Annotated in this window: 14 protein-coding genes; 1 reads left to right on the forward strand and 13 read right to left on the reverse strand. The window is 52.2% G+C overall.

Annotated elements, in window-relative coordinates:
- Window positions 1-15: 15 nt before the first annotated feature.
- From LC431_RS14295 to LC431_RS14355, 13 genes are all read right to left on the reverse strand, one after another.
- Window positions 16-1002, reverse strand: a complete 987-nt coding sequence (locus tag LC431_RS14295) for a 3-oxoacyl-[acyl-carrier-protein] synthase III C-terminal domain-containing protein (RefSeq protein ID WP_223510013.1) — start codon at window positions 1000-1002, stop codon at window positions 16-18.
- Window positions 986-1717, reverse strand: coding sequence for an alpha/beta fold hydrolase (locus tag LC431_RS14300; protein ID WP_223510014.1), 732 nt, complete (start codon window positions 1715-1717; stop codon window positions 986-988). The genes LC431_RS14295 and LC431_RS14300 overlap by 17 nt, the downstream gene beginning before the upstream one ends.
- Before the next feature lie 89 nt (window positions 1718-1806).
- Window positions 1807-2313 carry a hypothetical protein gene (locus tag LC431_RS14305; RefSeq protein ID WP_119262390.1) on the reverse strand — a complete coding sequence of 169 codons (507 nt, stop codon included), beginning with the start codon at window positions 2311-2313 and terminating at the stop codon, window positions 1807-1809.
- On the reverse strand, window positions 2304-3452 hold the full coding sequence (locus LC431_RS14310; RefSeq protein ID WP_153376335.1) for an acyl-CoA dehydrogenase family protein: 1149 nt from the start codon (window positions 3450-3452) through the stop codon (window positions 2304-2306). Before LC431_RS14310 ends, LC431_RS14305 begins: the two co-directional genes overlap by 10 nt.
- Window positions 3449-3853, reverse strand: coding sequence for a VOC family protein (locus LC431_RS14315; protein WP_013577948.1), 405 nt, complete (start codon window positions 3851-3853; stop codon window positions 3449-3451). Before LC431_RS14315 ends, LC431_RS14310 begins: the two co-directional genes overlap by 4 nt.
- A gap of 119 nt (window positions 3854-3972) precedes the next feature.
- Complete coding sequence (locus LC431_RS14320; protein ID WP_223510015.1) at window positions 3973-5487, reverse strand: AMP-binding protein; 1515 nt, start codon at window positions 5485-5487, stop codon at window positions 3973-3975.
- Window positions 5456-7009, reverse strand: a complete 1554-nt coding sequence (locus LC431_RS14325; protein ID WP_223510016.1) for an AMP-binding protein — start codon at window positions 7007-7009, stop codon at window positions 5456-5458. Before LC431_RS14325 ends, LC431_RS14320 begins: the two co-directional genes overlap by 32 nt.
- On the reverse strand, window positions 7010-7264 hold the full coding sequence (locus LC431_RS14330; protein ID WP_013577945.1) for a phosphopantetheine-binding protein: 255 nt from the start codon (window positions 7262-7264) through the stop codon (window positions 7010-7012).
- Window positions 7265-7274: 10 nt separating this feature from the next.
- Window positions 7275-8855 carry a class I adenylate-forming enzyme family protein gene (locus LC431_RS14335; protein ID WP_223510017.1) on the reverse strand — a complete coding sequence of 527 codons (1581 nt, stop codon included), beginning with the start codon at window positions 8853-8855 and terminating at the stop codon, window positions 7275-7277.
- Entirely contained in the window at window positions 8852-9742 is an 891-nt protein-coding gene (locus tag LC431_RS14340; RefSeq protein WP_223510018.1) for a 3-oxoacyl-ACP synthase, read from the reverse strand. The genes LC431_RS14335 and LC431_RS14340 overlap by 4 nt, the downstream gene beginning before the upstream one ends.
- Window positions 9743-9861: 119 nt before the next feature.
- On the reverse strand, window positions 9862-10773 hold the full coding sequence (locus LC431_RS14345) for a hypothetical protein (RefSeq protein WP_014416588.1): 912 nt from the start codon (window positions 10771-10773) through the stop codon (window positions 9862-9864).
- Window positions 10774-10782: 9 nt separating this feature from the next.
- A complete protein-coding gene (locus LC431_RS14350; RefSeq protein WP_223510019.1) occupies window positions 10783-12090 on the reverse strand; it encodes a type III PLP-dependent enzyme in 1308 nt (435 codons plus the stop codon).
- Window positions 12071-12373, reverse strand: a complete 303-nt coding sequence (locus tag LC431_RS14355) for a hypothetical protein (protein WP_013577940.1) — start codon at window positions 12371-12373, stop codon at window positions 12071-12073. Before LC431_RS14355 ends, LC431_RS14350 begins: the two co-directional genes overlap by 20 nt.
- A gap of 285 nt (window positions 12374-12658) precedes the next feature.
- Here LC431_RS14355 and LC431_RS14360 point away from each other — a divergent pair, with 285 nt between their 5' ends.
- The gene (locus LC431_RS14360) at window positions 12659-12994 is read left to right on the forward strand and encodes a multidrug efflux SMR transporter (RefSeq protein ID WP_013577939.1); all 336 of its coding nucleotides are present in this window, start codon (window positions 12659-12661) and stop codon (window positions 12992-12994) included.
- Window positions 12995-13167 lie beyond the last annotated feature (173 nt).

The raw sequence follows: 13167 nt of genomic DNA on the forward strand, positions 1-13167 counted from the left end.
CAAGTGCGTATTAACTTAATCCTGCTTAATATCTGGAAATTGCTCCAAATTGCAAAATACCGGCATTTCATTACCGGCTGATAATACCAGCAGCAATGAAGAGAAGGTCGCGCCCATTCCTACGCTTACCAGCATCACATGATTGCCGGGCGATAATCTTTTCTGACGGATCAATGTCGCCAAATTCAGATAAGGATCTGCGCCGAAACAATGACCATAACGTGGCACGTTTTCGAGAAATAGTGTTTGCCGCGGAATATTCAGTTCGTCAGCAAGTTTCTGCCATGACGATAAATTCACATTATGCGGTGCAATCCAGTCAAGCGAACCGGCAGTATGCCCGAAATGTTCCAGAGCATTGCGCATCGCGGTGGCGATAAAAGAAAAATAAACGCTGGCGAAGCGTGATTCCTTACCTGATTCATTTCCGCGATGCTGACTGAATTCTCCCGCCTGCATGCTGTATCTGGCGGTCACTTTGCAGCGTTCCCCGGCGCGACTGAGCAGAACGGCGCAGGCCGCTTCGCCCATAATGGTGGTATCGTCGATCAGTTCGACTTTGGGGTGAAAGGCCTTTTCGCCGACCAGCAACAAAGCATATTCCCCCGTTTTAATCCGGCTGCAAACATATTCCACGGCTGACAATGACGTCGAACAATGGCCCATCGTCAGCGAGGTGTAATGGGTGTCGTCAGCAAATCCGGCCTCGTCGAGCAGGGCTTTGCCCGACAGGTCGAAAGGGCGAATGCCGGGCAGCGTATGGGCATGCACCACATGTTTAATGCGGGGGAGCCAATCAGCGTGATTGTCGGTGAACTGCTTTAACAACGGGCGCAACAGATCATCAAGTGAACCCGGCTGGCGCGGGAAATTTGCCAGCCCGTAAAAGCGGGAAAACATTCTGATATCCAGCGGACTCAGTTGCAGCGCGGGCGCGACTTCCGCCAGTGATTTCCGTTGTTCAGGAATGTAGACCGTCAGGGATTCAATGTGACCCAACATAGTGGCTCCTTTTTTCAGGATCAGCGTTTGCCGTACGGAGAAAGGCGTTTAATTCGTAGTGTGTCCGTTGATGAGTCAGCACGCCCAGATGGCCGGTATGCTCTATCAATGCCAGTTGGCTGCCGGGTAACTGACGATGAATTTTCCGCGCATCGGCCGGATTGATTCTGGTGTCCTGCTGACCCTGAAGTATCAGTGCAGGGATGTCGCCCAGCGCAAAAAGCGAGTCCGTTGCGGGCATCTCCGGTGCCGGGAAGCGGGCCTGATACCACGCGCACAGCGGGGCAAGATAAGATTCAGGCAGATGATTTTGCCGCAGGTAGTGTTGCAGCAGGCTGGTAAACGAGGCCGGAACTGACATCAGCACCAGCCGGCTGAAGCGAAAGCCGAGAGATGCCGACAAGGCGGTGATCAGCCCGCCAGCAGAATGGGCAACGACGGTGTCGAAAGCACCAAAGGTATTTTGCAGGGTGAGCAGTAACTGGCACTGTGCGGGAAAATCACAGGGGGCTGGCGTTTGCGGATCATGTCCGAGTAAAAACGGCAGATACACCTCATATCCCTGCGCCAGCAGAATATCTTTAGCCTGCGCCAGCATCAGGGGATGACCACCCCAGCCATGTAACACAAGCGCTTTTTTTGCCGCCTGCATCGGACCTTGACTGATCAGCACCCGGCTGCGATATGGCCCGCAATGCACTGTTTCCGTTCTCATCAGCGCGAGCTGCTGCACCTCTGAGGGACGCATCGGAAAAACAGCCGGGGTTGACAGCTTATCTGTCAGCGAAACCAGCAAATTATCCATTACTTTCTCAACATCCGTGCCGAGAAAATCAGATAGTGCAATTCTGACTCCTGAGGCGTGGGATCCTGACTCAGCCTTTGTATCGGGTCGTAGAGATAAAGTAAGCGGCATTCCTCCTGCATCAGGGTCTGAGCCAGCCTGTACGCCTCACCGGGATCAAAACGGCCACTGCAAATCCCCCAGGCTTCGGAAAATTCCGGGCAGTGGCACAGCAAACTTTGCAGTAAAGGGGTGGCGCCGCGTGCGGCCGGATACCGTGAATCGTAGACCAGCAGACTCTCCGTAGAGGAGAGAACATGGTGCTGGCAAAGCGTGATCAGGGCTTTAGCATGCAGACGGTTTCCGCAATCCTCTTCAGGCCAGTGATGATACCAGTTGCCCGCCGCCCTGTGTTCTGTCGCCAAAAGTTCTGAAGCAATGAAATGCCGGCTGTCCGGTGTGACGGCCTGGCTGCGGGTGAGAACCGTTATCGTGCCCTGACCGAGCAAGGTGACGGTTACAGGCATGTGTTCACCTCTTGCGGCCGGGAAAACCCCTGATTTAAACGGTGGATCTGCCGCGTTCCCTCAGTGTATTCAAAGGCTTTCACATCCCGGAAGGCCTGCCATAGTGTGTTTAGCAGACGCATATCTCTGGCCGGTGTACGGTGAATCAGTCCGCAAATCAGCTCTTCCGCCAGGATCACGCAACTGGTTTTTACCATTCCGGGATGATTTTCCGGCGCAAGCTTATCTTCGGTTTGCTGGCAGACCCGCAGCCCGTGGTGATAGACCACCAGCCAGCGGCGTTCCATCTGCGACAGCCAGGCAGACTGCGAAGGTGTCAGTCGCCGCTCATGTTGCCATTCGTGCAGTGCGCGCCGCGCGACACCCAGCGCCAGCGCGCCGACGCAAGGACGCAGGGCATCGAATGTGGCGATGGCGGATTTTGCAAACCGCTCCGTCGGCTTCAGATGCCTGCCCAACATGTCTGCTTCAGGGATAAACAGATCATCAAACTGCATGTGCGCAAGGTTAGTGCCTTTCAACCCGTTTAATTCCAGTGCGTAGCGGGAAATTTCTGCTGACTGCGGATTAAAAATAAAAGCATTAATACCCAGAGGTCCGGGTGCTGTGCGGGCAAATATCACACCGGTATCGGCAATCATGCCGTTGCCGATGAACATTTTTCTCCCGCAGAGCAGATACCCGCCGTCAACCGGCGACGCCGTGGTTTCCATGGCACCTGCATCGCTTCCCTGCGCCGGTTCAGTCATCGCAAAACAAGACCAGCTTAAGGTCTGCTGAAAGCGGCTAAAAAAAGCATCCTGTTGTTGTTCTGTCCCCAGCCCGGAGACGGCAAAAGCCGCCATGCCGGGGCCGGGAGCCGAAAACATGAGTATCGGGGAGATAAAGGCCACTTTTTCATAGAGCCGGTAGCGCTCAGTCAAACGGATGTGCTGATAAGCCTGAAGATGTGGCTTGTGTGACGGGTATTCAGCGGGCACGCCGAGGAGATTAAACGCCGCAGCCTGCGACCACTGGCTGATGACCGTCCGCGTGTCGTCCGGCGAGGTTATCTGGCGGAGCTTATCGGCAATCGCCTGCGCCTGGGCATCCGGCGTGAAAAAATCCGCGTCTGATGGGTGATCGTAAAATGATTTCATAGCGACCCCGACATGATTTCGATGATTCCGGCATCAGGATGATAAAGGTGGCTGGCGCGGTGATGATTATTAAAGGCATGAAACGGGCGCGTTAATACCATCCAGCCTGCGGATTTCATGGTTTGATATTGCTGGTCAAAATCATCGACAACAAAACAAATATGATAAGGCAGGGATGACTTGCCTGATTTATCCAGCATGCTTTGCAGATGAATATTATCTGGCAATGGTTCAACCAGCTCGATCTGGTTATTTCCCTCTGCCGTGGACAGCAACGTGATTAACACCCGCTGAGCATGAATCTGTTCTTTATACCTGACGGTCACGGGGAAAAAGAGTTTAATAGCCGCGACGGTTGCATCGGTATCTGATACGACATAACCGGTATGATCGAAACGCATGATAACCCCGTTAACCCGTCATAAAATTATATGGCCTTCATCATCATGAAGATAAATTGATGCCGGGTATTTTCTCAGCAATTACGCTGGATTTTTTATATGTGATTGCAGGATGTCGATTAAAAACTGTCAGAAACCGCGTATTGCCGGACGAGTTCCTGCCGGTCTATTTTGCCATGCAATGTCAGGGGGAAGTGTTGGCAAAAGACCAGTTGTTTAGGGATCATGTATCCCGGTAGCTGCCCGGACAAGAAATGGCGTAATGCTTGCCGCTGCAGCGCATTGTCATCATGCAGTTGTACAAACAGTTGCAGGTCGGTCACTTTTCCCTGTTCTTCGAGCGGTACCAGACAGCACTGGATCACGTTGGCATTTCGGCACACGGCGGATTCTACTTCTGCCAGCTCAATGCGATTGCCATGCAACTTAAACTGTCCGTCATCTCTGCCGCAAATAAACAGTGACTGATTTTCGTCGACAAAACCGCGATCGCCCGTGGCGTAATAGCGACCCCATTCATCCTCAGCAAAAGCCTGATTGCGGGGGTGATCCTCCGGCAGATAGCCCTGTGAAACCTGAGGGCCGTAAAGCCTGACTTCACCTACCGTTGTGGCAGAAACCGGATGACCGGCCGCATCGACGATGCGAATGCGGTTCAGCCCTTGCGGCTTGCCCAGCGGCAATAACCCCGCCTGATGGTGTAGCGGCTGGGACAAAAGATGCGTATGCGTCACGCAGGTTGTCTCGGTCGGGCCATAAGCGTGCATCACTTCAAGCGACGGAAAACGCGTCTGTAACTGTGTGATCAAACCTGGCGCAACCCGTTCACCGCCGATATAAAAACGCTTCAGGGCGGGGAACTTAACGTGGCTGAACAGCGCGTCTTTAAGCATGAGTTCAGCAAAACTGGGTGTTGAAAACCAACTGGTGACGGCCACATCTGGCTCTCTTGTCATCAGCCTGATGTTTTGCCGGGGCAAAACATTATTGCAATGATCCAGCATCAGCACGGTCTGCCCGCGGCTGAGAACCGGAATGAGATCGAGGATCGCCATATCAAAAGAAAAACAGGCGTGATTAATATGGCAGCCCTTGTCCGTTCCGCCGGTGACTTGCGGTGCGAACCACGCGCTGAAAGCGGCAAAATTGTCATAACTGACCATAACGCCTTTAGGCTCACCGGTGCTGCCCGAGGTGGAAAGGATATAGAAAAGAGATTGGGTTAATGATGGTTCAGCGGGCAGCGTTGCAGGAGAAATGTCTGCCAGTGAAGCACTGACACACTGCGGCCATTGCTCCAGCCCGGCGAGGGGGTGCGGCAGGGTGGTGATGATCACTTCCGTGCGCGTCATCCGGGCTATTTTTTCAATTCGGGACGGCGGATTTGCCTGATCCACAAAGGTGAAGCAACAGCCTTTACTGATGCAGGCCAGAATAGCGGCGACCGCATCGAGTTGTTTATGACCATAGATCAGCACATTGCGACCCGCGAGAGGGTTAAGAAAATGGGCGATGGCGGCCGTCCGTGCGCCCAGTTCAGCAAAACTGTAGGTGCCTTGCTGATTAATCAGCGCGATGGCGTCATCGCGGTTGCGAAGCCGGTCAAACAGCGGTCTGATTTGCGATAAAAACATATTTCTCCCCTTTATCCAGTGCCAGATCACGCGCCGCGCTGCGGTCATGTTTTCCGTTATGATTCAAAATAGTATGAGGAATGGCATACCAGTAACGGGGGATCGACCACGGCGGGAAATGTGCCTGCATCGCGTGGCCCAGCGCTGAAAGCGCGCAGGAATCATTGAGGATCACGCAGGCCTGGATGGCCTCGGCATTGCCTTTGCGTAGAAAAGGCACTGCAACGACATCCGACACGAGATTCTGGCTACGCAGGAAATGCTCAATTTCATAGAGATCGATGCGGTGTCCCTGGATCTTGACTTCCCCGTCCTCGCGGCCAAGAAAATAGTAACAATCTCCCTTCGCCTGGCCGATATCACCGGTCAGATAGGCATTTTGCCCGGCATGGCGGATAAACTGTGTTTGCTGTTTCAGCGGTGCATTGAGGTAGCCTGGCCCGATGCAGGGGCCGCTGATTAACAGCTCGCCCCGGCCGCTGTCACTTTCCTGTCCGTGCAGGCTGAGTACCGCGCCCGGTCTGGCCGCGCCAATCGGCAAGGGTAGCGGGTCGCTGATCATTTCAGGTGTAATAAGCACCGAGGTCACCGCAACCGTGCATTCCGTCGGGCCATAGGTGTTTATCACGCTGGCATCGGGAAATCGTGTCCATAGCTGTGTGACGATGTCTTTTGTCAGTGTTTCACCGCAAAAAATAAACCGCCGGAGCAGGGGAAGTTGTGCGGCACTGAACGTGGGGTCCAGCAGATAAAGGCGGATAATCGAAGGCGTGGATACCCAGCAGACAACACCGGTTTCTGCATGCTGTGCAATCATTTTGCGGGTGCTGATGAGTTCGCGGTGATCGAGCACCGACAGCGGTTGCAGGAAAACCCAGGCTAACCAGATTTCAAATAAGGAAACATCAAAGCAGTAGCGAACATTGCCGGTGACGGCACCGTCCAGTGGAAAATCTTCGCGGATCCAGTGAATGAAATTCACCATATTGCGCAGGGTGATTTGGATCCCTTTCGGCTCGCCGGTGGTGCCGGAGGAAAACATGATGTAAGCCAGCGGTTCGCCGGGGACATCCTGCAAACGCTGGCGGCTTTCACTCAGCAGCGCATGCAGTGTGGCATCCGTACAGACAGGTCCGTTAATTTCCGCCGTGTTGAGTACCCTGACCGCGTTCATCTGAACCGGCGTCGCCGTCGTATTCAGCAGCAGACCTGCACCGAGGGTGAGCGCAATTTTCTCCACGCGTTCCGGGCTGTTATCCGATTCAACAGGCACCACAGGGCAGCCACAGAGCAGGCATGCCCACCAGGCGGCAATAAAATCGAACGACTTATGCCCGTAGACCAGCACCGGTTTTACATGGCGGTCAGTGTCTGTCTGATGCTGGCGGATCTGCACGGCGAGATCCATTGCGCGCTGACTCAGCGTGGCATAATCGCGACGGTGTGTATCATGGCACCAGGCAAGTTCGGGCCGGTGCCGGAAACGCATGAAAATCGCGATAACCTCTGCCCATTGTTCCATTCAGGCAGCCCGGTTCGCGAGTTGCAGTTGAATGAATCTCGATAAGCTGCCCACGGTTTCAAAATGCTCAAATTCCAGCGTGGCCGGATCCAGGATCAGCCCGTCGACTTTCTCTTCCAGATACATAATCAGTTCAATATACAGCCCGCTTTCAAAGCCTAAATCGCGTTCCAGATGTGTTTCTGCATGCAGTTCTGAGAGATGAGAACTTTCCAGCACTAAGCCGATGGCCTCAATGATTGTTGAAGTAAACATAATGATTTCCTTATGATTTTACGGATTCGCGTTGAACATCATGGGAGCGCTGTAACAGGAGTTCAGGCAGCCGGTTACGATCAATCTTTCCGTTATTATTTTTGGGTAACGCCTCACTGAAATAATAGCGGTGAGGGCGCTTGTAGCTTTCGAGATGGGTCTGACAGAAGGCTTTGAGCAGGGCAATATCGGGCGCCGTCACACATTCAATACAGGCGACGATCTCATCACCGTAAATGGCATGAGGGACGCCAATCACAGCTACCTGTCCGACCCCGGGGATGCGTTTGAGCACGCCTTCGACTTCCCGCGGCGCCACTTTTTCGCCGTTGGTTTTCAGAATGTCATCTTTGCGGGCGACAAAATAAAGCAGGCCACGTTCATCCAGCCGGCAGATGTCTCCGGTATACAGCACGGATTCGCCGGGCAGCGGGCCGGGACGTAATTTCTTTTGCGTCTGTTCTTCATTGCGCCAGTAACCGCGCATGACCGTCGCGCCACGAATAACCAGCTCGCCCGTGGCATTGCTGCGATGCGGGACACCGTTGTCATCCACCACCCAAAGTTCGGTATTCGGGATGGCGTAACCGACGCTCTCTTTATGTGTCGACAACATCGCTGGCGGAAGCCAGGTGCAGCGATGGCATTCCGTCAGTCCGTACATAGAGAAAATTTCAGCCTGAGGGAACAGGGCAATCAGCGTATCAATATCACTGGAATGCAACGCGGCAGCCGTATTCGTGATTTTACGCACGGATGAAAAATCATAACGTTTTGCCAGAGGGGCAATGAGGGCCAGCATGGTGGGGACAATCGGCAAAACCGATGCCCGCTGTTTCACCAGTTGTTTGAGGGCAAACAACGGACGGCTGAAATCTTTTTCGATAATCAGCGTCGCGCCCACTCTGGTGGCCATGATGGCCTGATAAAGCCCGTAGTCAAAACTCATCGGGATCGTGCAGAAAATCCGATCGCTTGCCCTCAGATCCAGATAGGTGCTGACGGATGTCGCCGCGCTCAACATATTGCGCTGGGTCAGCATGACGCCTTTCGGATCTCCGGTGGAACCGGATGTGTAAATCAGGCAGGCCAGATCGATATCCAGCGCGTCTTCCGGCACAAGCGGTGTGACGTCTGCCTGCGCCGCGATCTGCTGTAATGAAAGTAACGCCGGGCGGCTCAGACTTTCTGTGCCCGGCTTGTCAAACAGCACCGGATACGGGGCGTGATCTGCACTAGCCGTGACCCGCGCATCCGCCTGATCTGCACTGCTGATCAGCAAACTGGCTTCTGCGTTGTTGCATATCCAGCCCACGCGCGCGACGGGCGTGTCAGGGTTAAGAGGGACAAAAATGGCTTGCAGGTGCTGAACCGCCCAGAAGCACACCACAAAGTCGATACTGTTCGGCAGCCAGACCACCACCCGATCGCCCCGTTTAATGTGATGCTGTTGCAAACAGGTGGCCGTTTTCATGACCCGCTGGAACAGTGCTGACCAGCTTATCTCTTCATCACCGGCAACCAGGGCGGTTTTCTCGGGAAAAGCCTGTGCAGCACGGGCCAGCCACTGCGTTAAATGGGTTGTGCTCATGGAATATCCTCATTGTCTGATTCGAGAACCATTGCGCCAAAGGTGCCCGCCACGCCTGAGGCCAGAGCCAGAATGCACCGCGCTCTGACGGCATTATCCCCACAGGCAAGCAGGCTTTTGATATTGAGAAACGCATCGCTGCAAAAGCAGTGACCGAGCGTGTAGAGGTTATGGCGGAATACGATGTCCCGGCTAAATCCGCTGCGATCAGCAAGGCGGTCAAAGGTCACCGGGCTGATGTGGTAAGGGAGCACGGCGCTGAGTTCTTCCGGTTTACGTCCCGCGCCCGCCAGCGTTTTTTGAATGGTTTCGGTCATCACCGGCAAAAATGCGTGGTCATAGGCATTTTCACTTTCGCGATCCGTTTCCCGCATCCGCGTGCCATAAGCCCCGAGTTGTTGTAAATGCAGTGCGCGCAGATGCAGCGAATGAGGAGAAGGGGCCATGCCAACCAGCGTGGCGCAAAAGGCTTCGCCAAAATAACCATTCTGATCGACATATTGCACCGTGCGGTGAAAACATTTTTCACCGGTGATCAGCACCCCGCAGACAGAGGCCTGGTTCTCAGAGCCACAGTTCTCAGAGAGAGTGTTCTGCTGTGCGGCGCGCATTTTCGCCTGCAAATATTTCAAACTCACCAGACCTGAAGCGCAGGAAGCCTGTGTCGCAGAAAAAAATTCGATCTCCTGATCGCCAAAAAACGTCTGAAATACCGTGGACAGTTCTTCCATCCGGTCAAACGGGCTTGTGGCGTGCAGAGAATGCGCCCACGCGACATAGCGGATTTGGCGAAATAAACCGGGGTCGCATTCAGCGCGCAATTTTTGCAGAAGGTCGGAGAGCAGATCCGGCAATGTTTCATCAGCAAACAGACTGGCAGATTGCATCTTATGAAAACGGCTAAAAATTTTATGATTCCGTTCTCCCCAGCAGTATTTTTTTTCCAGCAGGGAGAGCGGGGTAAGAACCGGAGCTATCAGGCTTGTGATGGCATGGATATACACCTTCAGCTCTCCATCACAAAACTGGCGAAGATCATATTCTTCCCTTCCGGCATCATTAATAAGAACCGCGTATTTTTCTGAGCGAGTTTTTTTAATAACACCCAGGGTGCTGAAGACAGTAAAGCATCGTCCCAGGTTTCTATCCTGACACCCGAGAAGTTGGCATCCCGTTGCAGAACCTGTGAAAACGATTTGCTGGTCAGAATAATCAGCGGCAATGCGTTTTCAGCGGCACTGAACATCTTCAGCGTGGAAAGCAGGGGATAAATGTCCGCCGTTGAAACCGGCAGCGAGGTTTTCTGATAATTTTTAAAGGTAATATTACCGGCGACCTTATGGGGTTCGTGGGTCGCGTTGCTTTGTAAAAGGAGCAAACAGCAACTGGCCGCAGGGTGGAAATTGGCGAGATAAGGGCTGTCATACAGAATGGCATCCTGATCTGCCATCATCAGCAGGGCTTTACGCGGACGTTTGTCCCCGCTGATATCTTCCAGGTAATCTTCAATGATTTGCAACGCGACAAATCCACTGCTTAAACCATGATCGCTGATGGCAATACCAAAAGCGTTATGAGAACCGGTTTCATAAATAATGGCATTGGTCACTGAAGCGCCAATTTCAGCATCGGGCGTCCAGTGGGTCAGCACCACCAGATCCAGGTCATTGACCAGCGCCTGCTCTTCCAACTGGGTCACCAGTTTTTTGAGCATCGTCGTGAATGTCAGGTTTTGAGAGTTAACCCAACGGGAGACGGGCTGAAGCTGGGCTTCGCATGTGCGGGAATGTGACTGAAAAAAAGCGTTAACAAAACTTTTAACTTTATCCAGTTGTTCACTCTCCACCGTAGCAGAAGGATTGTTATTTTTTTCAAACTCATGCCAAAGAATATTGGAGGCTGAAAATTCCAGAGACATACAGATTCCTCAGGCATTTCCGACAGATAAAGGCTGACATATCTGAGGTGCCAATAATGTCTCAATGCTATCTGCGGTTCGGATAAGGAAAGCCTGACCTTTCTCCACCAGAATTTCGGCGGGATGACCAAAACTTAAAAAGTTGACGGGTGAAGCACTGGCCCCGTATGCGCCTGAATGTCCGATGCCGATCAGGTCGCCCGGATGCAGTTCCGCCAGCATAATGTTTTCACCTAATATATCGGTGGGGGTACAAAGCGGGCCGGTGACCTGATAACGATGTTGTGTCCCGGCACGGGTTTCACCCAGACGGGCCATCGGAAAATTACGCCGGATCAGCGAGTTGATGCCAGCGGCGCTGCCGTGACAGTTGGCTCCGCCATCACACACCGCGAACCATTCGTCCCGGGAGGGTTTAAGATAATTAACGCGGGTGACGAAAATGCCTGCACGGGCAATCAGATATCTGCCCAGTTCGACGATGATCTTACAGCGCGGAAATTTGTCATGATAATTGCGGATAACGGGCGCTAACGCGCCACCGAGCGCAACAATATCCAGTGGCTTTTCTTTATCAAAATACCTGACGCCAAAACCCCCGCCGACATCGACAAAATCAAAATCGACCTGGTAGATCTCCTGCAAAGATCCCGCCAGTGACAGAATATTCAGGGTATTTTTAGCCAGCGCTTGCCAGTCGAGGATCCGTGTACCGAGATAAATATGGATCCCCGCCAGTCGTAAATTTTCCTGTTGTGCGACACAGGCAAATGCCTGCGGTAAAAGTTGTTCGTCGATGCCAAATTGCCGTGGTTTGCCGCTCATCACCAGTTTGGCTTTTTCGCCCGTAAACTCAGGGTTGATGCGCAAGGCGATGGTTTGTATAACGCCCATGCTGGCAGCAATATCATTCAGAAGTTTTATTTCTTCAATGGATTCGATGACGACAGCTTTAATACCGATGCGACAACATTGGGTTAATTCAGCAATGTATTTTCCGGGACCCACAAAAATAATATCCTCCGGGGGCACACCCTGACTTATCACTGTTTCCAGTTCTGCCAGAGAACACACTTCACAACCTGTTCCTTCCCGGTTTAACAACTGAACCAGTGTTTTATTGGGATTAGCTTTGAGCGAATAAAAATAATGAATCTCATCCGGAAGTGACTTTTTTAATGCTGAAAAGTCGGCCTTTATTTGCGAGGCGCTGTAGGCATAAAACGGCGTCGGCACCCTGTCAGCCAGACGCTGATAAGGAATGTCGTCGATTTTTTCTGTACTGATAAACTGGCTATCAGGAGGAAAAGCTGACATCGCTAAACCTCCGGGATAACAGTGATTCAATCTGATTGATATTTTTGAAGTTTTCGAAAAGATCGCCATCGAGGATATCAAAAAAACTCCCGGAAACCTCGGTTCTGGCTTCCATCCATTCGCCCATCTCTGCGATAAAGCCCACTAAATGGATTGAGTCCAGTAACCCTTCAGGCCCGTAGATATCAGCTCCCTGTGCAATAGCCGCCAACTTTCTATTGTCAACACCCACTTTCTCTAAGCATGAGAGTATAAATTCTTTCGTTGTCGATGAAATAGTCATTGGTTTCGCCACTTTAAAAACTTCGAACTGACATGATATCTGCCGTATCAGGAAAGATTTGCTTGAAATTGCGCCTGCAATAAAAGAAGAAAATCATAAAGCGGGAGAAGCACACCGGCGTTGTGACAGGGCGCTGACATAATAATTTCCGGCCATTCGGCGTATTTGTGCCCGGTTATTTTTATGACAACAGTAAAACCCTGCATGATTGCCGTTAAGACGGTTTAATGTAAGACTCTGCGGGGTAATGCTTTATTTTTATAAATCTCATATTGAGAAGGTCTTATGTTCAAAATATATCTCATCCTTGCTGTTTCTATCTGCGCTGAAACACTGGCGACGACTATGATGAAGGCGTCTGATGGATTCACCCGGTTAGTGCCGAGCGTCATTGTGGTCGTCGGTTATGCCATATCCTTTTATGGACTTTCTCAGGTCGTTAAAGTGATGAATATCGGCATCGCCTACGCTATCTGGGCAGGCATGGGGATTTTCCTTGTTTCGGCCATGTCATTCTTCATCTACAAACAGCGGCTTGATACTCCGGCGCTGATTGGCATGGGCTGCATCGCTGTCGGCATTATGATCATCCAGCTTTATTCTAAATCTGTGTCGCATTAACCCTGAAACGCTCTTTCCCCGTCACGTTATTCGCCGCCGCATCCGGCGGTTGATCTCTTTTTCTGCAATTTAGTTACAACATACTTATATGTGGAATCATTTCCTGTCCGCGTTATCTGTATGTGCCTTTTCCGTTTGAACCTCCGCGCGCCTCTGCAGCCTGCATCGCAGGC

It is taken from the genome of Rahnella sp. GSA61A (genome assembly GCF_019969905.1).
GTDB lineage: Bacteria > Pseudomonadota > Gammaproteobacteria > Enterobacterales > Enterobacteriaceae > Rahnella > Rahnella aceris.

Coding starts and splice junctions, on each gene's coding strand:
- LC431_RS14335 (WP_223510017.1), bottom strand. CDS start 8,855: ATGAGCACAACCCATTTAACGCAGTGGCTGGCCCGTGCTGCACAGGCT.
- LC431_RS14330 (WP_013577945.1), bottom strand. CDS start 7,264: ATGTTTACTTCAACAATCATTGAGGCCATCGGCTTAGTGCTGGAAAGT.
- LC431_RS14320 (WP_223510015.1), bottom strand. CDS start 5,487: ATGTTTTTATCGCAAATCAGACCGCTGTTTGACCGGCTTCGCAACCGC.
- LC431_RS14295 (WP_223510013.1), bottom strand. CDS start 1,002: ATGTTGGGTCACATTGAATCCCTGACGGTCTACATTCCTGAACAACGG.
- LC431_RS14340 (WP_223510018.1), bottom strand. CDS start 9,742: ATGCAATCTGCCAGTCTGTTTGCTGATGAAACATTGCCGGATCTGCTC.
- LC431_RS14310 (WP_153376335.1), bottom strand. CDS start 3,452: ATGAAATCATTTTACGATCACCCATCAGACGCGGATTTTTTCACGCCG.
- LC431_RS14355 (WP_013577940.1), bottom strand. CDS start 12,373: ATGACTATTTCATCGACAACGAAAGAATTTATACTCTCATGCTTAGAG.
- LC431_RS14350 (WP_223510019.1), bottom strand. CDS start 12,090: ATGTCAGCTTTTCCTCCTGATAGCCAGTTTATCAGTACAGAAAAAATC.
- LC431_RS14305 (WP_119262390.1), bottom strand. CDS start 2,313: ATGCCTGTAACCGTCACCTTGCTCGGTCAGGGCACGATAACGGTTCTC.
- LC431_RS14360 (WP_013577939.1), top strand. CDS start 12,659: ATGTTCAAAATATATCTCATCCTTGCTGTTTCTATCTGCGCTGAAACA.
- LC431_RS14315 (WP_013577948.1), bottom strand. CDS start 3,853: ATGCGTTTCGATCATACCGGTTATGTCGTATCAGATACCGATGCAACC.
- LC431_RS14300 (WP_223510014.1), bottom strand. CDS start 1,717: ATGAGAACGGAAACAGTGCATTGCGGGCCATATCGCAGCCGGGTGCTG.
- LC431_RS14325 (WP_223510016.1), bottom strand. CDS start 7,009: ATGGAACAATGGGCAGAGGTTATCGCGATTTTCATGCGTTTCCGGCAC.
- LC431_RS14345 (WP_014416588.1), bottom strand. CDS start 10,773: ATGTCTCTGGAATTTTCAGCCTCCAATATTCTTTGGCATGAGTTTGAA.